Below are 22405 nucleotides of genomic sequence, written 5' to 3'. Positions count from 1 at the left end.
ATAACCATATACTTTTTTGTGGGACGTCTCCTGTATAACTGTTGGCGCAGTTATACATTATGGGGGACGTCTTTTCCTTTCTCCAGAATAAATGTCGAAATGTTTCGAATTATATACGGACATTATAATCGACTAATTCTGGACAGGCAATACCGTCAACTTTCGGAAATTTAAGGGTGTCAAAAACAATAATTGGTCCTACAGTTCCCCCTACTAAAAACAGAATTATAGATAAAACACCAACCGAGATAGTAATCTTGGGCATCACATTCCAAAAGGGTCGTTTAAAAATATTGTTATTCTTTTTTGCCTCAAATAAAAAAATTAAATAGAAGCAAGATAAAACCACTGTTACGATAAAAAATGTGATGTAAATGTTGTTTGCTGGGGTCCAATTTGCAGAAGAGCTAACAATTCTGTTACCCTCATTTAATTCTAAAACCGCCATCAATATTCCTATAGCACCTAAAGTTAGGATTTGAAGTAAAAACCATTTCACGGAACATACACCTCCTAACTATATTACGAAGGACAATGGTAAAAGTTCTCAATAATTTCAGTTATTCAACATAACTGCTTCTTTAGTGCAATAAGAAATAATTCCACCAAAAAAGCGCAGGAATGCTCCCTCAATAAATGAAGCCAAAACGCCGATTTACTCATGTTTTCTTAGAATTTCATAGTCGTTTACCTTCGGTAACTGGCTTTATAAATGGAGGATCTTCACTTGAAAGGATTTTTTTGGACAGAGTAAGAAAAAAGAGCTACAACCCACTAACCAGTTCCTTACAGAAAATGGTGGATGAGTAAAAATATAACCGCACTGGTGGATGTCCACATTTACTCATGGAGGTCAACCCTCCCATGCCTCACAGAGTCTTCGCTCTCAAATTCCTTCGTCCAACCTTTCCATGAGGTGGATGTCAGCCATGCTGCCCCACAGGGTCTTAGCCCGTAATTTAGTTGCTTTGCCGACTAATCCGTGCTTCAAATGTCTCCAAAATCAATAAAACCAGAACTACTATTCATCTAAACTAAAACAGAGTTACGCTGCCATTTCCGTCTTCTTTGCTAGTGCCAAATGAGGGATGTCCTTTAACATCTTTTCTTCATTAAACTCAAATTGCTTTTTACCAATACTAAAGAGTATCCGGATTAGTTTATTACACAAAGCGATCAGGGACTGCATCTTCTTTAATGGATTATCCGGACGTTGAGTATAGTACGCATGTAACGCCTTAAATGCCGTATTTTTGGCGACAAGAATCATACAAACCCTGAATAACAGGGCCCTTAGCTTCTTACGGCCCCTTTTTGTAATGGTCGTTTTTCCTTTGTGCTTACCCGATGTATTTTCTTTCAAGCTTAAACCGGCCAGCTTGATAATTTGCCTGGGATGATTGTATTCGCCTAAATCTCCTACTTCAGCGAAGAAGCCGGCAATTGTATCCCTGCCCACACCTTTTATCGCTAACATTTGTGGTACACCTGGTATTTCATCAAGCAGACCATCAATTTTCGAATCTAATTCTTCGAATTGCAACTGAATTAATTCATACTTAGCCAGAATGGTTTTAAGCTCAAGTCTGGTCATATTGGCACCCTGTCTGAGTCCGATGGACTTAGTGGCTGCCTGTTTTAACTCGCGGATTTTGTTTAATCCAACACTCCGGGATACGGATTTTCTCAAATGGACAAGTAGCTCTTGTTCAGTGAATTCAGCTATTTCATAGGGTAAGGCATAGAGCTTTAAGAATTGTAAAGCAGCCTTACCCTCCCATTTCTTAAATACCTTGAGGAATTCCGGAAAATACCGGTCAATCCAGTTGTGTACCTGCCCTTGGACCGTTTGAAGGTCTTCAGTTAAAAGATCGCGTATTTTCTTTGCCACACGGAGTTCTGCATAAACACCTTGCGGTATCGTAGGTTCTGCGTATCTTCCGTCTTTGACCAGTTGGGCTATGACCTTGGCATCTTTCACATCATTCTTCGTAGGTGAGTTATCATCCAATTCCTTGCTTTTCTTGACGTGCAAGGGGTTTACAGCGACAAATTTAATCCCGTTTTCTTTTAAAATATGGGCCAAGTTAAACCAATAATGGCCGTCGGCTCCATGCCAACCATCACTTTTTCCATTCTCTGTTCTATTTTGATTACCGAAATCCATTTAAGAAAATGCTCAATTCCCTCTTTAGTATTTTTAAATTGACACGGTGATCCAAACTCTATTCCCCTGAAATCCTGGGCACGTGCCACATGCTTGAATTTTGCAATATCGACTCCTATAATAAGAGTCTGAGAAGTTATTTGAGCAATCTTCTTATTCTGGTTATAATTCATTTTAAAGCCTCCTGGTGTTTGAGATATTTGTCCTTTTTGCTGGCCAGCGTCAGGACTCTCTCATTCTACCAAGAGGTTATTTTCTTGTTCAAACTCCATTTTCTTTCATTACAGGAATGCTGCCTCGTTTGTTCAATAACAACGCTTCCTGATTGGTTAGGTGTTCCACTTGCAGAGGCATCTGAGTACATCAATCCATATTAGCTTTGATAATAAGGAATTGGGGACTTTTTAAAAGCATTTCATATTTTTCCTGGTGCCATTTGCTTAAACTTCTTTGTGGGTAGAGGTTCAATGACTTCTTCAATAGAAAAGTATTTCAGAGTTTCGTTTAAAATTAAGTTAAGAGGTCTTCGATAAAAAGGAACTTCAAATGACTTTCCATCTTTATTCCATTTATCAATAATTAATTCTGTGGAGAAATAGTTTGCATCCTGGAGCAGTTTTATATCTGAAAACGGATGGTGAACTGAAAATGCAAAAATGCCTTTTGGTTTTAAAATCCTTTTAAACTCACTAAAAGTAAGATTCCAATCCTTTATATAATGAAGAGTTAATGAACTTATAATGTAATCAAAGGAGTTATCTTTAAAAGGTAAGTTTTCTTCTAAATCCAAACAAAGAACATTTGCTCTATTTCCAACACGCCTAACAGTGGAACTAACCATATCGGGACTTATGTCAGTTGCAACCACATTCGCTCCTCTGTTGACTAATTGTTGAGTATACCAACCCGCTGCACAGCCAGCATCGAGAATATTCAAGTTATTTAAATTCTGTGGTAGCTGTCTTAACATTGAAGGTCTTTCGTATTCGCTATTAAATAAGCTAGTTGTATCCACTGTATTTTCATAAATATTAGCAAGGCTATCAAATGTGTCCTTTACTTTATCTTTCATATTTCACCTCTTTTTATATGATTTATGTAATTTACTTGTATACCTTATTAAGCAAACCTGCCCCATTTTTTGAATAAAGGAATTAAACAAAAAGGTGCCTCAATCCTCCTGGCTCAACGCACCAAGTATGTTGACCTGACGTCTTGGACTCATTACGAAAAGGCTTTGTTCTGAATTATTTTGTATTTATTCAAAACTTCCGATAATATTTCTTTGTTGTAACTCGTTCTTTGACTTATCTTTTCTACCCACTCTTCTATCTTTTCTAATTTAGGTTCCATAAATAAACCTTCACTTGTACTTAAAAAGCTCTCCCAATTATAGAACTCCCAATGTGCTATTTCGGATTTATAAGAGATTCTACATTCTAACAACGGGCTTGGCTTAATTAAATTCTGTGAAAACTCAGCAGCTTTTAGGAAGTAATTCATTTCAATTGGATGTGTATTGAATATCTGTTTTGATACTTTGCCGTTTGTACGATGATAAAGAATTTCTGTGCCATTTTGATTATTTAGTACTTGTACCTTAGCTCCAGGGAAAAAACCACTCAGTACATCATTGGTATAATCCTCACTATCAGTATCTATTAAAATTGGAGATAGCCATTGGTCTCCTAAATCGCATAAATAACGATTTCCTTTTTCATTTACTGCTATAACAGCAACGTGGGCATCTTCAGTGTTTAGGTTATGACCCACGGGATAAGCTTCTACTCCATCTTTATTAAATTCATCAAGTAACCAAAGAGCTAGGTCGAAACAATTACCTGATAAACCATATTGTTCTCTGTGTTCTCTCATAAGTGATACATTACGTTGTTTTTCAATATTTCCTTTGTTATAAAACCAAACCTTAGTTAATGTTTCCATCGGAAAATCGTTGAACTTCTCCCAAGTCTTCAGAATACTTTCTGTTGGTAACACCTGAACACCTTCTTTTATTAAAAATTTTAACTTCTATCCTGTCCCGTAAACTTAATAAAAGGTTTCAAGACTTCACCTAATTCTTTCTTTTTGTTTAGCCAAACATAATGTTCTGCTCCTTCGACTTCGATATATCTAGAATTAGAAATAAGGTTAGAGATTTGTTTAATGGACCAAGAAGGACGAATATCATTCTCGGCGTAAATAAAAAGTGAAGGTAAGTCAATCTGTGAGATTTCTTTTAACAATAATGGTTTCTTTATAAATGCTCTCCAAGAATCAATAAGAGATCGGTGAACAATCTTATTTGCTTCATACTCAAAATCCGGTTTCATTTCATCAATTTCTACTTTGTTTCGATTATAAGCTTCCTTCCAATCCCTATCATTTTGGATTCCAGTTCCTGAAATTGAAACATATCCTAATACAGAATTTGGATATAAAAGCGAATAAGCCAATCCTAAATCAGCTCCCCAGGAGTGCCCAATTACTACCCAGGTTTTTAGGCCGTACTCTTCCCGAATGTGTTCAATGTCTTGAAGACAAGCTTCTAAATTGTATCCATTCCCGTCAAAATGTGAACGACCACAACCTTTAGGATCAAACATAATAACTTCACAAATATCTTCAATAAGATTTGATAATGGTTCCAAATAATTACAAGAACCAGGTCCACCACTGATTAAAATAACTGGAACTCCCTGCCCTCTTTTTTCTGTCCATAGGTTGCCATTTTCAACTTTAATATACTTTTCAACCAACAATATCACCCTTGAAACAAGTTTTAATGCTGATATTCTTCCTAAATACTCCAAACTCCTTCTTCCACTAAACTGCTTCTTGTGTTTAATAAGCATATTCTGTAAAAAGAGCTTTAAGCTGGATGACTAACCCCCCGTTTGCATAATTAGGTTAGCCTACCAATCAGTTTATAAGGATTTACTTCCCAAGTTTCATAAGGGATAAAGTTGATTGCTTTTATAGAATCAAGTGTACGAGATCTCATATGCGGACGAGTTATGTAATTATCTATATTTTCTTCAGTAAGTTTAACGAATTTTGCTTCATTAATTTCTTCGGGTTGAATTTTTATTTCTCCGCTAACATATTTCGCCTTAAACACCACTGATAATAAATTTTTTGTGGCATTATATTATACTCCTGTTATTCCAATAGGTGAGATCACTATCCCTGTTTCCTCTAATACTTCTCTACAGACAGCTATATCAAGAGGTTCTCCTTCTTCTACCTGACCTCCTGGAGGTTCCCAAGTATCTTTTCTCCAATGAGTTTTGACTAATAAGGCTTCTCCATTTTCATTTGTAACATAAGCAGAAACTGCAATAATATGTTTCGGTGTAGTGTGCATATTAATTCCCCTAAAATCTTGTTATTAATAGTTTCTTGAGCTACGACGTTTTTACTTGTTTATTATCTGTTGTGAAACATTGCCTGCCCTTGTTCTATAAGAAAATGACACATTAGTGCACGAATTTTGGTTTCTTTCCCAGATTAGTTGCTTATTCTACTTCAGCATATTACTTAAGATTTTTTTATGGGTGTTTGACAGTTTAATCAAGCTGAAATTTCCTTTGTCTATTAAGCTTTTAAGATTTTCCACTTCGTTCAACGCCAATTTATATTGATATTTATCAATGATACCTCTTATTAACGCATCTTCCAGTTCATCCTCATCTTTTAAAATTAACTCTCCAGTTGGTAACACAACGATATCCAAAAATAAATCATCCCAAAAAGGAATATCATCTTCCGCTCCATTGTGAAGACAAATATCTATATTTCATTGAACTACGTTACCACTACTATCGAACATTGTAGTTACACAATGGTTTTTATCACAAGGAAATTGTTGAAGCCACATAAAACCATTATCAACAATACAAATATCTTTCTCGCCGTACCTCGTATGTAAAGGATTAGATACTTTTAATGTATGTAACAAAGTGATGTAACCTCTAAAGTCCTTTGTAGTAAGGAACGTCTGGGCATACCTTCTTTGCAATACTCGTTTCCAATCTTTTCGCTCTCCATATCTTCTCTTAATCATTCTCTTCCCCCTAAAGTTTTGCAAGACGCATTATCAGAGTTTGCTATGTTATCTTCTTGTACACAACAGTTTCTTTGCTCTCAGCTGCCTTTTTATTTCTCATAATCTTTTCAAGTTCTGTTTTTGTATCTGGATGCAGTATTATCTTATCTGTAAGATCCAAGTTCGATATTTTTACCTTTCTCCCCCACTTTCTTGAAAACGAACGCCAATCACAAACCATTTCAACCAGATATTTTCTGGGCATCGGCAAGGCTAGTTTTTTATTCGGATCAACAACCCAATACTCCCAATGGTGTTTATTTTTATGTTGATGATTTAGCCACGCATACTTCCATTTCATTTCCTCAAGAGGACTGAGTTCCTCATTAGAAAAGAATTTTTTAGCATACGGAAAAAATTCCTTTGGTGAAAATTTGGAAAGATCGTGGGTAATCCCTTGGATGTATAAACCTTCCTTCCAGCATTCAACAAAAACATTCAATTTATGGTCCAGTATGTATACTAAATTCCTCCAACAAGCCTTCCACATAAAATCCTCCACATATCCAATAATTGTTAGTTCATATTCTTCTTGTGAGCTTAAAATTCCTGCTTTTATTTCAGCAAAAAAGGACATTAATCCCTAACAGATTATGCCCTTGTTAATTAACCACGAGATTTCAACCCGTCTATATAGTAAAATCCTTGTTCAATTATCCTCCTCCATTTGTTCAATAAGGAATTCAACAAAAAAGGCTATTAATCCTTCTGATAAACTCATCCGTTAGTTAAGGACATTCTGTCTCAAACTTTAGATTCATTTAGATGTTTCTAAAATAAAATATTTTTCGAACATTATTGAATTATCAATTCTATAAATTTAGAATGTATACAAAGGAGGAATTACTATGAAACAGATTTATTCGCCACTACCCCAAGAAAGCTTATCAATATCCGTTGAGTCCTCACCAATATGGGAGATTGCCTTGGGTATTTCAGCCTTTACTCATAGCAAGTTACGTCACACCTTCGAGCAAGATGAAAATTGGTTGCAACACCAATCCTCTATGCCATTAACATTAGTGAGTAACCTAAAAGAAATCGAGGATTCAAATTTATGGTATGCGTTACTTATGTTGCAAAATAAACTTTGCTCTTCCAATGTTCAAGACTTTTTGAATTCATTAAATGAGTTGGAACCAGAATCGTTTTATGAAACAGTCTTACCCTATAAGGACCGTACATATGAGTCTATAAGGAAAAACACAGCAATGAATTATATGAATGGAGAGTCCTTTTTTCAATATGCTTCTTATTTTAAGGATCATGAATATCTCAATGATTATGTCCTTTCCTTTCGGCAAAAAGAATATAAGGTCATAATTGGCTTGTTAACTGAAACAATTCTTGTATGGTCTCAGTGGATCAGTGAACAAAAGGATTGGGCGAAGTGGTTGCAAGCCCTGTCTTTCGAAAATCAAAAAAACAGGGTAATTGATAATTCTAGACCATTGGAGGAAATTGAACGTATTACAGGAGGAGCGAAGTATCTGCCAGAACCATCTGTTTGGCAGGTAAAGCTTGTACCGCATGTATCCTATCGTCCATGGATTTTGGAACTACGCTCTCCAGACACAAAGCTGTTATTTTATCCATTAAACGAAGCTGCTCTTTTAGAACCTGGTGTTCCCCCTCAAGAACTCGTACAAGGTCATAAATCATTGGGAGACGAACTTCGCTTAAAGTTGTTGTTTCAAATCACAAAAAGAGCCATTTCTCTACAAGATTTGAGTATGCATTTTAATGTTTCAAAAACGACCCTTCATCATCAACTTTCCCTGTTAAAAGCAGCTAAGTTCATTAAGGTTGATAAAGGGATTTACTCAGCAAACACTTTGAAAATCCAATCTTTTTCCAAACTTCTTAATCAATATCTTGGAGAAATTCATGAATAATAAGAGATATTCGAGATCGTTCAAATCTCTTTGGATTGGAGAAATTGTTTCTGAGTTCGGGGGAGCTGCTGGCGGGATTGTAAATGGGCTTTTATTGTATGAGATTACGGGATCGAAGGAATGGATGGGAGCTCTCTGGTTGATTTACTTTCTTCCTTCCTTAGTACTTCAGGGAATAAGCTCACCTTTTCTTAACCATGTTATTAAAGAAAAAATGCTAAAAAATATACAACTAATTCGTTCAGGAGCATACCTTCTGCCTCTCTTAGGCTATTTAAGTGGAGAGAATTACATAACAATAATAGGTTTAATTATTTTACAATGTTTATTAGGCCTAGTTCAGCCAATATATGCAAGTCTTTCTTTCTCACTATTGCCTGATTTATGTTCTGAAAAAGAGCTAGTACAAGCAAATAGTTTATTAGACGGAACTCTTAGATTAATGAGTTTTATTGCGCCTGGTATTACATCATTACTTCTTATCGTCAGTCCTATTTATGTTATATACATAATTTCTAGTCTCATGTTTTTACTAAGCTATATATCCTTATTACAAATACCACAGAAGAGTGTTGAAAAAATTGCAACGTGGTCCAAAAAGTTCTGGTGGGACGAATTAAAAGCAGGGTACTTCACATTTTTTCAATACCCGCATTTATTAAAACTAACGATCTTATCTTCAATTGTGCAGTTTGCCGTAGGAGCAACTATGGTAATAAATGTTCCTTTTATTCGTGGGGAACTCAATGGACAAGCTTGGGAGTATGCTGTATTCTCTGGCGCTTTTCCCGTTGGATATGCTATAGGTATGTTACTGCTCACAAAGTTACCAAAAAACAATCTTTTAATGTATGCTGGTTTAATCGGTGGTGGACTTTCCTTTGTTCTGCTTTATTTCGTACCAACTATCCCATTAGCTTGGGCTTGTGAGCTAATAGGAGGAATTTTATTTCCATTGTTTAATGCACAGAGTGCTGCATACTTTCAGAGAGAAGCACCTAGAGAACGACTTTCACAGTTAAGTTCAATTCGTTTGCTATTTTTAAGACTTACTATGCCATTGGGGATTTTATTTGCATCTGCTTCATTCCTAGGAATTAGCACACGATTAACGTATTTGATAATTGGAACATTCATTGCACTTCCAGGTTTATACTTTTTAATAAAAACAATTATTAATAGGGACTCATCTCCTAAACAAATAAGAAATATTGGTTAACAAAAAGTGCAATGCCATTCAAATGCATTGCACTTTTTTTGTATTCTTCTTCAACTCTACTGCATCTATAGAATTCCTGTAGAGAGCTAATTCTCAACTTTGAAAAAAATAAGGTTCCTCAGTAAGATATGAGTATAGACACCACTCTAACTCAAAACCCTAGGAGGAACCCTTACTATGAAGTTTAAAATGCAGGACAAACAAAATCAACTAATAGAAAGAATTTCAGATAGCCACCTTGTGGTTGGTGTGGATATTGCACAAGAATTACACGTAGCTAGAGCTGTGAATTTCCGTGGAATAATAGTCGGAGATCCAATTACATTTGAAAATAATGAAGAAGGTTTTGCTAAATTACTAGAGTGGATAAACCAGTTAAAAACCTTAAGAGGATTTGCTTCCACTATCGTTGGTATGGAACCTACAGGACATTACTGGATTAACCTTTCAAAATGGCTTTATGACCAAGACATTGAAGCAGTAACTGTTAACCCTCATCTCGTCAAAAAGAATAAAGAAAACCGTGATAATAGCCGATCGAAAAGTGATAAAAAAGATGCTCTCGTCATCGCTGATATGGTCAAGAATGGTTATTATTCCTTTATTCATCATAGTTCTGAGACCTTTGAAAAACTAAGAGTTTTAATGTCTAACCGTGATATGACGGTTAAGAGACTTGTTAGTGCCATCAATCAAATCAACCGTTGGGTCGATATTGTTTTTCCAGAACTTCGACAGGTATTCAAAGATGTTAAAGGCAAAGGAGCTATGGCGACTCTTCGCCTATTCCCGACACCACTTGAACTTCGCTCAATGAAAGCAGTTGATATCGTTGAAGGCTGGAAATCCCAAATGAAAAGACAACCTGGGATAAAAAAAGCACAAGCGTTAATTGAATTAGCTGTGCATTCAGTCGGCACTCGACAAGCACTCGATGCTTATAAACTACACTTGGAACAGTTAATTGAAGAGTTTGATTTAGCCACTGTGCAACTTGAACGAGTTGAACAAGAAGTCACTTCCCTACTTAAACAAATTCCTTTCGCAAGAAAGTTGCTTGCCATCAAAGGAATTAGTGAAATTGCAATTGCAGGCATTCTTGGAGAATCAGGTGACCTCAGTGGTTTTGCGCATGGTAATTCTCTATTGCGCCATGCTGGATTACATCTTTCAGAGAGTAGTTCAGGTAAATGGAAAGGACAAATTGTCCTTTCTAAGCGTGGCAGATCTCGTTTACGGCGGTTTTTGTATTTAGCGACAATGAGTCTTGTCATGAACAACCCTGATTTTAAAGAGCTGCACGCCAATAATGTTAATGTGAAGAAGATGAAGAAAATGAAATCAATAATGAAATTAATCCATAAACTCGCCAGAGTATTAGTAGGAATGGCCAGAAAGAATGATTCTTATCGTTCCGAGAAGATCCAATCGATTTCACCAATAGCTGCCTAACGTTTAGTTGATAATTAAAGAAACACTTTAGATTTAATACCTTTCGAATACTGACTTATTCGCAGGACTCAAAGAAAGTACGAGTACCGGATTTATTGAACAAAAGGGCTCCGACCCGTTCCTATAGAAAGACCGGCCTCTACCACTTGGATAGGTGTAACGAAGGAATGAGAGGGCATTTGACCCGTTGAGACATGGGAGTGAAAACCTCCAAGGGTAGCGTGGAGAAAACGTGCATTATATGGAAATCATTGGATTTAGCATTAAATCCTTTATTAAAGTACGCCTTCTTGTAGCCATAATGTTCAAACTCATTCAATCAATCCCCTACTATTCTTTCAAGTGATTTGAAATCCTGCGAATAAGTGAGTATTCGAGAGATAATCGTATCTAACTGAGGGAGTTTAATAAATAAAAAGTGCTGCCCTACCACTACCTACTGGACACTTGCACCCCGCTAGTTAAAGATTATGGATAGTTATTTTGAAGGTATTTTTATTTAAATACACCTTTTCTTTTGGAAAGCCAATCTTCTAAGGCATCTTCGTGTTGTTTTGTGAATAATTTCGGTATTTGGTCTATTGGGAAGTATTTTAAATCTAAGGTCTCAATACCATCTGCGATAATTTCCCCATCAATTGGCTTGCATTGAAAAAAATGAGTGATAGTCTGAGCTTTATCTCCGTTCGGAAACTCACCAGAATATTTAGAGTAGACACCAATAAGATGTTCAACCTCAACATTTAATCCTGTCTCTTCAAGTATTTCTCGTTTAGCGGTTTCTTCAAGAGATTCTCCAAGTTCCATAGCACCACCTGGAAAACCCCACTCATTTCTATCTCCCCGTTTTTGTACAAGAATCTCATTTCGTTCGTTATAAACAATACCTCCAGCAAAATTAAGAAATATTAAATCGTGCCCTACTTTTCCCCGAATATAACGAATGTAGTCCTTATTTGTAGTCATAAATTCCCTCCCATTTTTAGCCTCTATCTAATTTTACAAATTATAAAGATAATAGAGTGATTAAATTAACCTGTACTTTAGTTCAATAACATGATAGGTCATCGAAAATAGCTTTGTATCTCGTATAAATTAGTCCATATGGATCGGAGAGTTTTCCTTTTGGTGTCTTTGGTAGATTTCCTATGTACTGTAATGATTCTATATGATGTTCTAAGCATAAATTAAGTCCTTTTACGGCTTTGTTATTACAGTGTTCTCTCCTACAATTTTCTTCTGATGCAACAAATTTATTTTCTGTTAAGAATCTGTCCATCAATGCCAAGTATATTAGTATTTCGTCAGGAGCAGTATAATGCTCTTCTTCCCACTTCTTTATTTCAATTGAAGGAATTTTAAACAAATATTCTCCATTACCAAAATTCCAAGCATAGCTCCCCTGCCACAGTTGATTGCATTCATTGCAAACATACAATTTTTCTTCGCCATTAGAGTGTTTAGCAATTAATTTAAATACTTCCTTTTGCATTTTACTTTCTTTAATACGTTTTGATATATCATTTCTTTGCAATGTTAAATCGTTATAGCTTTCACATCCGCAATTCATTACGAATCCCCATTTCATCTTCATATCCTACTTGAACTAACCTGCATCGTTCAATAAGAATTCTAAAAAAAGGGGTACAATCCGCACCCGTTTGTTCTTAATTATAAATTTTTTTCATTCCTATCTGTGACAATTGCCGATTTCTCTTAATAAATTCCATTCATAGTTGTAATTTGTTTTAAATTACTTTTATTTTTTAAAATCATATTTGTATAGAATGTTATTTACCTCCATTATCTGAATTGATTTGGCGTCTACATTGTTTTCATCAAAAATAACAACATTGTTCCCTGGCCCCATTGCACTATCGAATAAAATACCATCAAATCCTTTTGTTTTGATTAATTCAGTTATGTATTGAGTCGGTAAATATTCTATTTCTGATTTATTCGGGTCTACAGGAGTGCTTAATTCTTGAATAAAAGATGACAAAATTTTATTGATTTCTAAAATTTCATAAGGGGATTCAAAATCAAATGGAGATATTGGATCACTGAATAGACCAACCAATTTTAAATTCCTCTTTGGAATTAAGTGAGCAACAGTTACAGTAGCTCCTTTCCACGGCCTAATTTCAGCTATACTTGTAGCCTCATCTATAGCACAATATAAATAGCTTATTCCGCGAGGATTTGCTCTTCCTGGTGTAGTCAGTTCAGCGGGTGGTGCCATCATTTTTCCGATAGGATGTACACCTAACCTTGCTCTAAATAAATCCAACTTCTCGGTATATACAGTTCTATATTCTAAAATTTCATCAATTCGATCATTAAAAATATCATTTTTGGCTTCAGGAAAAAATCTATTAAAATGTTTTATTTCATTCTTGAAACTATCCCAGATTTGTTCCCAACCTTCTAAAGGATGAACAAAAGTAAATGCTTGCGTGATTCTTGAGTATAAATTATATGGATCAATATATCTTTCTGGGTCCCATCTCTTATTAAAGTTCAATATGTCGAATAATAAGTTTTCATCAGTTCCAGTTCCTATAATCTTTTCCGAAAATATATTCCAATCTTCATTTATTAAATCAATGAGCCTATCGCCAAATTCTGACGGATCATCATGAATCTCAGGATGAAAATATTCATAAGGTTCGGTACTTTCATAATGCTTAAATAGCCTATCAAAATCTTCGGTTAAATCATCTATATCTATAATAAATACTTCCTCACTATCACAATAGTCGCAATTTCCCACCTCATCATTTTCTCTAATCTTAGTAATTAAATGCATATCTTCAAAACAATATTGGCAGCATTTCAATTTTAAATCACCACTTCTAATCCATTTTTATACCATTATATAACATGTTGGTATTCAATGTTTCTTTTGAAGTAAAGTTATCCTTAAGCTAACCTGCCTAATAGTAGTTCCCGCAAGCTGACATGTTCTTCAGCCCATAACTTCCTATCAAAGGTGACTACTTCTTCCCTAGCCATTTTTCCCAATAATACATTGTCGTTTAAGGTATTAATTTACACACAAAATAGGCACCCATCATTGAGTGCCACGAAAAATTTTTCTATGAAGAAAAATCAAAATAATTTCTCTTTAATAGTCTTGGCAAATCCATAAGTTCCTTAAAGCTGATTGTATCTCCAATTATCTTGGTATCCACTAAAAACAATTGATCCTCAATCTCCTTAATTACCTTTTCTTCCTGATATACCATCGCACAACCTTTGCAAATCACAGCCGGTGTCTCCGTGATTTCAATTGCCCTTGACCCATCTGGCAGCTCCCAATAAACTTTACTAATTCCTAAAGCTGCTCTCCCTCCACACCACTCACAAATCATGTTCATGATCAATCATTCCCCGCTGGTTCTTTTTCTTGGCCAATTATCTTTGCTGAAGTTTGTTGTTGAGCTTTAAATTTCTTTTCTTTTAATTCATCTCGTTTTACCCGCTTATCCTTTAAAGAAGAATGATCTGGATCTTCATGATATTTTTGTCTTCTATCTAGGCGCTGAAGATCTTCTGGGACGAGATTGAATTTCTTATCATTCATCACAGCAGATATACCAACATTTGATTTATACTTTTCATATTCAGGATAAATACTCTTGAAATAACCTTCTGCAGTCCCTGAAACATAATTTTGAGGCTCTGGATAAGATGTGATAACACCTTCAAAGTTACGTAACACTACTTTGTCTGCACTTTGTGAAATCAGGTAATTAGGTTGTAGAGAAATCTTTCCTCCACCACCTGGACTATCAACAACAAAGGTTGGAACAGCATATCCTGAGGTGTGACCGCGTAAACCTTCAATAATCTCAAGCCCTTTTGAAACTGGGGCACGGAAGTGGCTAATTCCTTCAGATAGATCACACTGATAAATATAGTAGGGACGTACCCTTATTTTTACTAGGTCATGCATTAGTTTCTTCATAATTGGAACACTATCATTTATTCCTGCCAGAATAACAGACTGATTGCCAATAGGAACACCTGCATTCGCCAACATCTCGCATGCTCTTTTAGAATCCTCTGTAATTTCTATTGACGTGTTAAAGTGAGTGTTCAACCAAATTGGGTGGTACTTTTTTAAAATTGAACATAAATTTTCTGTAATTCGCTGTGGAAATACCACTGGTGCACGGGTGCCTATCCGAATAATTTCCACATGTTCAATCTCACGAAGTTTTTTTAGTATATACTCTAAAATTTGGTCGTTTATTAATAATCCATCTCCACCAGAAATTAAAACATCCCTTACCTCTTCAGTATTTCTAATATAATCAATTGCTTTATCTAATTGCTTTTTAGGTACGCCCATTCCAATTTGCCCTGAAAATCTTCTTCTCGTACAATATCTACAGTACATGGAACATTGATTCGTTACTAGAAATAGAACGCGATCTGGATATCGATGTGTTAGGCCCGGTGCCGGGGAATCTTCATCCTCGTAGAGTGGATCTTCTAAATCATATTTTGTTTTATAAGTCTCCTTAGATATAGGCACAGACTGTTTGCGAATTGGACAATTTGGATCATCAGGATTCATTAGCGAGGCATAGTAGGGAGTTATATTAAGTGGAATTGTTTTTGTTGAGATTCGAACACCTTCCTCCTCTTCAGGTGTCAAATTAATAACTTTTTTCAAATCATCCAATGTTCGTACTGTATTGGTTAATTGCCAAAGCCAATCATTCCACTGTTCTTCAGTAACTCTGTTCCAAAGATCAATTTCCTTCCAATGTCTTTTGGGTTTATATAATGTTTGTTTCATAATTGCCCCTCCTCTATACATTTTCACTCACTATTCAATTTGCAATTTCCGTGCCAACTTGAATTGTTAATTCCAAATGTTGGTGACAAATGGGTTTATCCGTTGAATGCACTTACAGGCTTTCGCAAACGCAAAAAAAACTGCCAATAAACGGGCAGTTAAATTGCATAGTATTTAAACTAATTCATAATTATTTATCGTAGTAATTTATTAAATGGGGAATTTAAAGTCGACTAAATATTAATTGCTTTCTAACTGGGGTTAGACACCGCTATGGAACCCAACAAAGCCATATAAGGACGAGATGTAATATTAAAATCTCGTTGTTATTACTTATTTTTTCAATACAAAGTGCTGATTTCTTGGCATTCCCATGCCCAAAAATTGGCATTAGTGGCATTATCCCTGTTACTGGATAATTCTAGTTGTCCTAAATTGTTTAAAAAATTTCTCAAACCCATCTTGCTTACTGTTAAATTCGATAAATAGGCGAATGGGATACCCTTCCAACAACAATACATACTTAAACTTTTTTGCTGCTCCTGAAGTTATATGACTAATCATGTGGTGGTTAATTCATTAATTTGCATTTTCATTTTTCTTTAATTCAATTTTGACATTGTAGCCATATTCCATAAACATCTGAATCAAATTAGATCCATCCAAAAGAGTCAGAGGCTTTCCTTTAGCAAATTCCCATGAATCGTTTCCATAATAACTTGTAGTTACTAATATTCCTTTTACTGCACCTTCATCTGCCATTATCCCATTCAACTCACGAACTGCTGATATAGGGACCACTTGGTTGTAACGTTTTGCTTGAATGATAAATTTCCCGCCACGAATAGGATCAGGGTCAAAAGCTACAGCGTCAATACCTCCATCACGGGTCGCTTTTGTTACTTTTACCTCAGCACCAACTGCGGAGAAATATTTTTCAAAGAGTTCTCTTACTAAATGTTCAAAATCTTCCCAGGACATAGCTGCTAAGTTTGGAATAGAATTGATCTCAGCTAAGATTTTTTTTGATTCTATAAAACGCTGATCCTCACGGTTAAGTTCCATTATTGGTCTTACTGGTGCTAACTGGTATAAAGCACCCGCGTTTAATCCCTTTAGATTTCGAAAACAATCTTTCGGTACTACCTTTTCAAGATTTAAGGCTAAAAACTCCTCCTTCATAGCCTGTAGGCTTACAATACAAGAGTGAAAATCTTGACCAGTTGAAGAATCAACCCCATGTATCCATCCATTAAATACAATAAGTTCAATTGTATTGCCATAATCAGCACTATAACACTCGTAAATATTTCGAAGTGTTAATTGGTAAATAACATCCTCGTAATATTCTTCAAATTCTTTTTTCTTCATTTTTTTAGAAACAATTTCGTTACGAGCTTGTACAAATTTATATTCAATGATGTCTGGAACATTTCCTGGTAGGGGTAAATCAAAATCAATAACCAAAGCTTTTGCTTCAGATAGATATTGGATATCAAGATTTTTATTTAATCCCTTTGGATAACCAGAAGAATCAATTACTGTACCAAAGTATTTTTCCACAAATGGAGTAACTGAATCTTCATATGCAAGCTTAAATTGTTTTACTGATTCGTTAATCTCCCTTTGTTCGTTAATAAATTCATTTTTTTCTCTCTGATATTCAGTATAGGCTAGATGATATTTCTTTTCTGCCTCATTCATTTTTTGAAGCCTCTTCTTCTTTAATGACGGGAGAAAAAACTCAAGAAATTTATCCTCTTTTGGAACATTTACCAGCTCAATGAATTTTTCTAACTCAGGTTCCTCAACTTCGTAAGTTTCCTTACTAAAAAGCTTGTCCCAATTAATAGAATGCTTTCTATTTAATGAGAATTGAAGAAGACACCGATATTCTTCAATTTGCTTTTGTGATCTTTTGGTATCTGTAATCGCAGAGCACTTTAACTTTTCAATCCTTTTTTGGTTCTTAACTTTATTTTCTTTATCTTTCCACCGCTGCTTTTGATTTTTAACTTTTTCTTCTAATTCCCAATGGGTCTTAGCTGTTATAACTTTATCTTCTTTTAGATAACGATTGGATATGTGAGTACGAAGCACTGATTAGATAACCTCCGTCATTTTCCAAGTTACTAAAAGTTTAACCATATATTTATAAAATAATAATTATAAAAACGTTACTTATTAAGCAAAAAAACATTAAGTATCCAATCTTTTACTTAAAGTTCATATGCCAAAAATTCTTGTTCGTTCATTTTATTTATGGAGCTAACTAACAATGGCTATAAATGTAACCTATACTCCTAATAAGTAAAGGAAAAGAACAAACAAGATCAAATAATTAGTTTTCAACTTAATTATTTTATTAGTGCTACTTCTAAAACCGACTGTTTAATTAGAAAAGGAAAAAGCTGAAGTTACAACGGTTATTTCACTGCCCCATAGCGAATCGTTATTAAATTTAAAAAAGGCCCCCCAAAAAGTAGAGAAGATCTTTCCTCTACTTATTTTCATTGATTGGCGAGCTTCAATAATTTATGAGTTTTTCAATGATCTTAAGTATAATTCCAGAAACCCTTTTGCCATTAGTTCTAAATTCGGATTATTTCTACATATTCTGGTGCAAGGTGGCTGGTTAGGACTCACATGGTTTGAGGTTTGATTCGCCTTTATCTTTATTTTCATGGTGACTTTTTTTCAGGTTTTATTATCTTTTCTTCCTCGTCTTTATATTTAAATCGTTCCTTTTCTTTTAGTTCCCATTTCTCCAATACTTTTAGAGCATTTAATTTTTTCTGTTCTAATGTTTGTGCTTTTGACTTACGCATCAAAAAACCTCCTATTACTTTAGTAATAAGAGGTTCTCTAGATCCTTGAAATAGTTTACGTGTATCATTAAATCATTATAAATACTTTAAATCTCCTTGCTATATAAGTCTATATTTTAAAACTTATAACTAATTGATTAAATTACTTTTAATTAGAAAAACCTCTTATTACTTCCTAGGATGTAATAAGAGGAATAAATATTTTAGGTATTAGAATGGATAGATTCTTTCTTTTCCAGGACTTTCACTTAAGTCATTTACATATTCCTCGAGTAGTTCAAGTGAGGTATTTTTATAAATGCCTATAAAAGTTAATTTTGGTACCTTTCTTAGTAACGACTCTTCTTTATACACATATTTTACACTACCCTGAAAAGCATTTAATAATTCCTTTATTTGACCTACTGATGCATATGGTCTTGATTCAAGGAAGATTTCAAATCGGAAGAAATTTACATTTTTATCCACTCTAACATATACATGATTTTTATGGACAAAAGGAATTTCCTTCTCGGAATTATCAACGATAAAACCCTCAATAATTCGACAGATATCTCTTTTCAGTGTCCATGATACAATTTCTGAAAACGATTGCTTATTATCCATTATCAAATAATCGTATTCATCAAAATCTGCAACTACCAATTCACTGGTGTCAAAACCTCTCAAATATCTAATGGGTATATCTAAGACTACAGCAAGTTTCAGGAGGGTTGTCTGCAAGCCCTCTTCTATCATTAATTCATAATTCTTTATATTAATGTAATTACCAGATGTAATTTGCATATTTTCTCTTAGATACGGAACCGATAAGTCTTCAGAATCCAGATATGCCTTTAGTCTAAAAGGCACAGGTAATCTTTCAATTAATTGATGCCAAATAAACGATTGCCTTCTTACAAACACCATGTGTTTCCACTTATAACCTCTACCAATCGGATGAAACCTTAAAAATTTTTCTAGCGTTATTTCCCCCAGCGCAAATTCATTTGCAGCTCTTACTTGATCAGTCTGGTACCCTTTCGGCTCTTTGGACATAGCTCATCACCAAAATAAGCATAGGTCCTTTTATCAAACAAAATCTCCAGTATCATAAAAACATGATAAATCTTCTCAAAAGTATTGATTAGGTTAATGCACTTAAAATATTTCATAACTATATCTTTATTATATATTGGATTCCTCGGTATTAGCTTAAAATGAAATCCAGTTAACAAACTTTATTTCAGCCTCCTTTAGCACTTTATTTGATTAAAGAGAAATGGCATAGAACAAAAATTCTACGCTAATTTTCTTTAACAAAGTAAAGCGAAATTGAATTACATGTGTTTAATTTGGTGATACTGGAAATTAGTATGACTGGTCAGGAAAAATTAACAGAGCAGAAAGTTAATTTCATAGCACTTTACGCAAGTATATTTTAACACAATATTCTAAATATTTATATTGGAGATTTTAAACCATGAGCAATCTAACAGTTATTAATAATGAAAATAATTTCGTAGTCCAAACTAATCCCGATTGTTTACCTGAAACCATAATTTCTTTTCTTGAAAGGAGTAATATTTCATCTAGTTATAAAAGAAAAATTAGCAGGGCTATAAATATTTTTCTAGCCGAATATGATATCAACCAGATGAACACTAAATTTCTATCCATAGAACATTTTAATTCTTATAAAAACACCTTAGAAAAGAAAATAGTTATGGGTGAATTAAATGCACGTACTGCGCAGGTCTATCTAAACATTATAAATTCACTATCAAAGCAATTATTTTTAGACAAACAGATCAACTTTATTTTCAATGCAACCTTAATTGAGAAATCAAAAAAAACTAAAGCTAAAAATAACGTTCCACCTGTTATTACTTCTTTTCTTGAGGATTTATCTTCTCAAAATTACAGCCAACTAAAAAACTATAGAAAAGACATTCTATACTTCTTTAAATTTTTAGCCGGAGAATTTGAAGATTTCCCAGCATCAGACTCACTCCAAGAGCGAGATGTAAAAAAATTAGAAAAAGAACATATTGGTTCATATCATAAATTCTTAGGGAGAAGAATTTCATTGAATGAAATTTCAAGAAGTAGGGCTTTGAATTTACTAAGGTGCTTAAAATTATTCCTTCAATATATTCGAAGACTGAACTTCATAAGTTTCAAATATGCTATACCTGACAAATTTCAAATTCAGCATACCCGAAATAATGAGTATGTTAATGCCAGAGAAACCATGAAATTAATAGATGCTATTCTAAATTATTCAAGGCTACCTGAAAGAAATTTAAGTGTTTTTTTAATTATTCTTGATACTGGATGTAGACCTATAGAAATCACTAATATGAAACTCCATGATGTATATACCTCAGAATCAACTATAGTGATTAGAAGCAAAAAATCAGGTCAGAGAAAGCTAAAGTTAAGTAACCTGGTAATGAAAGTACTAAGAAAATATCTAAAATACAGAGAACAATTAGATTATAATGGGGAAACTTTATTTTTATCAACAAGTAACGAACCGCTCACTGTTAATGCAATAGGTCAAATTTATGCTGCAGCAAATAAAAAAGTATTCGGAGAAGTAAAGTATACAGCGAAAACTTATAGGCATGCATATGCTACAAATGCACTAGAAAATAAAAATGACCTTGAAAAAGTATCCATGGCGCTGGGACACGCCCACTTAGTTTCAACTTACTATTATCTTGAAAAAAGCATTCAAAGACTTAAAAGGAATACTCTTCAATACAACCCTGAAACAGTACTAAAGGAGGAAAGTTAACGTGTCCTTAAAGATACAATCCAATATAGATTATGAACAGGTATGTAATGAGTTAGGGATTACCATGGAGACTTTAATGTCACTAACAAGTGCATATACAACGCAAAAAAACTCGTCAAAGGTTACTTTTTTAAAGGTAGCGGATGATTTTATAGAAAATTTAACATTGCAAGTTGAAAATAAAAAAAGAAGTGAAACTACACTGGTAACATACCTGAATTTCATAAATAGAATTAAAGAATATGTTAACGATGAAATTGATCCAAATTTAGCTTTGGACCAATTTAATGAAGTGATGCTTCTAAGATTCTTTTCTACTTTGAAGGCAAGGAGAAGTTCCAATAATCAAACTAAGGAGGAAAAGGAAGTTGACATAATAGAAAACGAAGAGAAAGAAAAATTATCGGATTATACAATTAATAAATATACTGCAATTATTAGAAAGCTATTTAAGTATGCATATATTGTTGAATATGTTGACAAAGACCTATCAGTTAGATTTGATTTTAATAAAACTAAATTACTCCCCAGGTATTTTAACAATAAACAGGTTAAGTCAATATTAAAACATGCTTATAGGAGAACATACGGTTACCGATGGTATTCTATGATATATTTTATGTTACTTACTGGGTGCAGAATTAGTGAAACAACTAATATTAAAATTAAAGATATTCATTTTGATAATGACATTATCTTTGTAAAAGGTAAAGGTGACAAAACAAGAATTGTCACATTATACCCTGAGACTAAAAAACACTTAATTAACTATTTAGATGAAACTGGCTTAACTAATAAGGAGAATTGCAATGGTTTTCTATTTTCACGGGACGAGGATAATGTTAGAAAGAAGCGGATCTCTAATAGGTCTCTTCAATATCAAATAAGTAATATTTTTAAAGATGCAAATATTAATGAAAGTTACTTTACGACTCATTCGTTCAGGCATACATTTGCTGTGAATTGCTTAAAAGCTGGAATGGAAATTCAATTCCTTTCTCAGTTACTGGGGCATACAAATCCGGCAACTACTGCAATTTATACTCAACTTCTTCCTATTGATTTAAAGGAACAAGTAATGAAAAATTATCCATTCCCTATGGAAGCTCTGCTTAATGAAATTTTTTAAAAGGAGTCAAAAAAT

General features: G+C 34.2%; 20 protein-coding genes and 2 pseudogenes. 5 read left to right on the top strand and 17 right to left on the bottom strand.

Features of this window, described 5'->3' with window-relative positions:
• Positions 1 to 109: 109 nt before the first annotated feature.
• The 9 genes and pseudogenes from LC048_RS07335 to LC048_RS07295 form a co-directional block, all read right to left on the bottom strand.
• Positions 110 to 499, bottom strand: a complete 390-nt coding sequence (locus LC048_RS07335) for a hypothetical protein (RefSeq protein WP_226607935.1) — start codon at positions 497 to 499, stop codon at positions 110 to 112.
• 546 nt (positions 500 to 1045) lie between these two features.
• A pseudogene (locus LC048_RS07330) lies at positions 1046 to 2340 on the bottom strand (IS110 family transposase).
• Between the two features lie 242 nt (positions 2341 to 2582).
• Positions 2583 to 3239 (bottom strand): class I SAM-dependent methyltransferase, encoded by a 657-nt coding sequence (locus LC048_RS07325; protein ID WP_324781844.1) that lies wholly within the window; start codon positions 3237 to 3239, stop codon positions 2583 to 2585.
• 152 nt (positions 3240 to 3391) lie between these two features.
• Positions 3392 to 4165, bottom strand: coding sequence for a hypothetical protein (locus LC048_RS07320; RefSeq protein WP_226607933.1), 774 nt, complete (start codon positions 4163 to 4165; stop codon positions 3392 to 3394).
• 26 nt (positions 4166 to 4191) lie between these two features.
• Complete coding sequence (locus tag LC048_RS07315; RefSeq protein WP_226607932.1) at positions 4192 to 4980, bottom strand: alpha/beta fold hydrolase; 789 nt, start codon at positions 4978 to 4980, stop codon at positions 4192 to 4194.
• A 92-nt stretch (positions 4981 to 5072) separates the two neighbouring features.
• Positions 5073 to 5534: pseudogene (locus tag LC048_RS07310) on the bottom strand (NUDIX hydrolase).
• A 156-nt stretch (positions 5535 to 5690) separates the two neighbouring features.
• On the bottom strand, positions 5691 to 5903 hold the full coding sequence (locus LC048_RS07305) for a DUF402 domain-containing protein (RefSeq protein ID WP_226607931.1): 213 nt from the start codon (positions 5901 to 5903) through the stop codon (positions 5691 to 5693).
• A gap of 63 nt (positions 5904 to 5966) precedes the next feature.
• Positions 5967 to 6233: a hypothetical protein gene (locus LC048_RS07300; RefSeq protein ID WP_226607930.1), complete on the bottom strand. Its 267-nt coding sequence runs from the start codon at positions 6231 to 6233 to the stop codon at positions 5967 to 5969.
• 43 nt (positions 6234 to 6276) lie between these two features.
• Positions 6277 to 6852, bottom strand: coding sequence for a DUF5662 family protein (locus LC048_RS07295; RefSeq protein WP_226607929.1), 576 nt, complete (start codon positions 6850 to 6852; stop codon positions 6277 to 6279).
• Positions 6853 to 7123: 271 nt separating this feature from the next.
• Between LC048_RS07295 and LC048_RS07290 the strand changes: the two genes are divergently transcribed.
• The 3 genes from LC048_RS07290 (at position 7124) to LC048_RS07280 (ending at position 10841) form a co-directional block, all read left to right on the top strand.
• Positions 7124 to 8170, top strand: coding sequence for an ArsR/SmtB family transcription factor (locus LC048_RS07290; protein WP_102263279.1), 1047 nt, complete (start codon positions 7124 to 7126; stop codon positions 8168 to 8170).
• On the top strand, positions 8163 to 9389 hold the full coding sequence (locus tag LC048_RS07285) for an MFS transporter (protein ID WP_102263280.1): 1227 nt from the start codon (positions 8163 to 8165) through the stop codon (positions 9387 to 9389). Before LC048_RS07290 ends, LC048_RS07285 begins: the two co-directional genes overlap by 8 nt.
• Positions 9390 to 9566: 177 nt before the next feature.
• Positions 9567 to 10841 (top strand): IS110 family RNA-guided transposase, encoded by a 1275-nt coding sequence (locus tag LC048_RS07280; RefSeq protein WP_306049862.1) that lies wholly within the window; start codon positions 9567 to 9569, stop codon positions 10839 to 10841.
• A gap of 495 nt (positions 10842 to 11336) precedes the next feature.
• Here LC048_RS07280 and LC048_RS07275 read toward each other — a convergent pair whose 3' ends face one another.
• The 8 genes from LC048_RS07275 to LC048_RS07240 all read right to left on the bottom strand — a co-directional run bounded on the left by LC048_RS07275 (position 11337) and on the right by LC048_RS07240 (position 19517).
• Positions 11337 to 11807 carry an NUDIX hydrolase gene (locus LC048_RS07275; protein ID WP_102263281.1) on the bottom strand — a complete coding sequence of 157 codons (471 nt, stop codon included), beginning with the start codon at positions 11805 to 11807 and terminating at the stop codon, positions 11337 to 11339.
• Positions 11808 to 11889: 82 nt separating this feature from the next.
• Positions 11890 to 12429 carry a hypothetical protein gene (locus LC048_RS07270; RefSeq protein WP_226602370.1) on the bottom strand — a complete coding sequence of 180 codons (540 nt, stop codon included), beginning with the start codon at positions 12427 to 12429 and terminating at the stop codon, positions 11890 to 11892.
• 171 nt (positions 12430 to 12600) lie between these two features.
• Positions 12601 to 13680, bottom strand: a complete 1080-nt coding sequence (locus LC048_RS07265; protein WP_102263283.1) for an RES family NAD+ phosphorylase — start codon at positions 13678 to 13680, stop codon at positions 12601 to 12603.
• A 259-nt stretch (positions 13681 to 13939) separates the two neighbouring features.
• On the bottom strand, positions 13940 to 14221 hold the full coding sequence (locus LC048_RS07260; RefSeq protein ID WP_102265106.1) for a YokU family protein: 282 nt from the start codon (positions 14219 to 14221) through the stop codon (positions 13940 to 13942).
• 2 nt (positions 14222 to 14223) lie between these two features.
• Entirely contained in the window at positions 14224 to 15651 is a 1428-nt protein-coding gene (gene ablA, locus LC048_RS07255; RefSeq protein WP_102263284.1) for a lysine 2,3-aminomutase, read from the bottom strand.
• A gap of 579 nt (positions 15652 to 16230) precedes the next feature.
• Entirely contained in the window at positions 16231 to 17751 is a 1521-nt protein-coding gene (locus LC048_RS07250) for a restriction endonuclease (protein WP_102263285.1), read from the bottom strand.
• A gap of 581 nt (positions 17752 to 18332) precedes the next feature.
• Positions 18333 to 18479, bottom strand: coding sequence for a hypothetical protein (locus LC048_RS07245; RefSeq protein ID WP_158651563.1), 147 nt, complete (start codon positions 18477 to 18479; stop codon positions 18333 to 18335).
• Positions 18480 to 18689: 210 nt separating this feature from the next.
• Positions 18690 to 19517, bottom strand: coding sequence for a hypothetical protein (locus LC048_RS07240; protein WP_226602369.1), 828 nt, complete (start codon positions 19515 to 19517; stop codon positions 18690 to 18692).
• Positions 19518 to 19941: 424 nt separating this feature from the next.
• Between LC048_RS07240 and LC048_RS07235 the strand changes: the two genes are divergently transcribed.
• Both LC048_RS07235 and LC048_RS07230 read left to right on the top strand, forming a co-directional pair.
• Positions 19942 to 21261 carry a tyrosine-type recombinase/integrase gene (locus tag LC048_RS07235; RefSeq protein WP_102263287.1) on the top strand — a complete coding sequence of 440 codons (1320 nt, stop codon included), beginning with the start codon at positions 19942 to 19944 and terminating at the stop codon, positions 21259 to 21261.
• Position 21262: 1 nt separating this feature from the next.
• The gene (locus tag LC048_RS07230; protein WP_102263288.1) at positions 21263 to 22390 is read left to right on the top strand and encodes a tyrosine-type recombinase/integrase; all 1128 of its coding nucleotides are present in this window, start codon (positions 21263 to 21265) and stop codon (positions 22388 to 22390) included.
• Positions 22391 to 22405: the final 15 nt, after the last annotated feature.

Source organism: Mesobacillus subterraneus (assembly GCF_020524355.2).
GTDB lineage: Bacteria > Bacillota > Bacilli > Bacillales > Cytobacillaceae > Mesobacillus > Mesobacillus subterraneus_C.
Note: the sequence above shows the minus strand (reverse complement) of the source record. Positions and strands in the feature narration are given on the sequence as shown.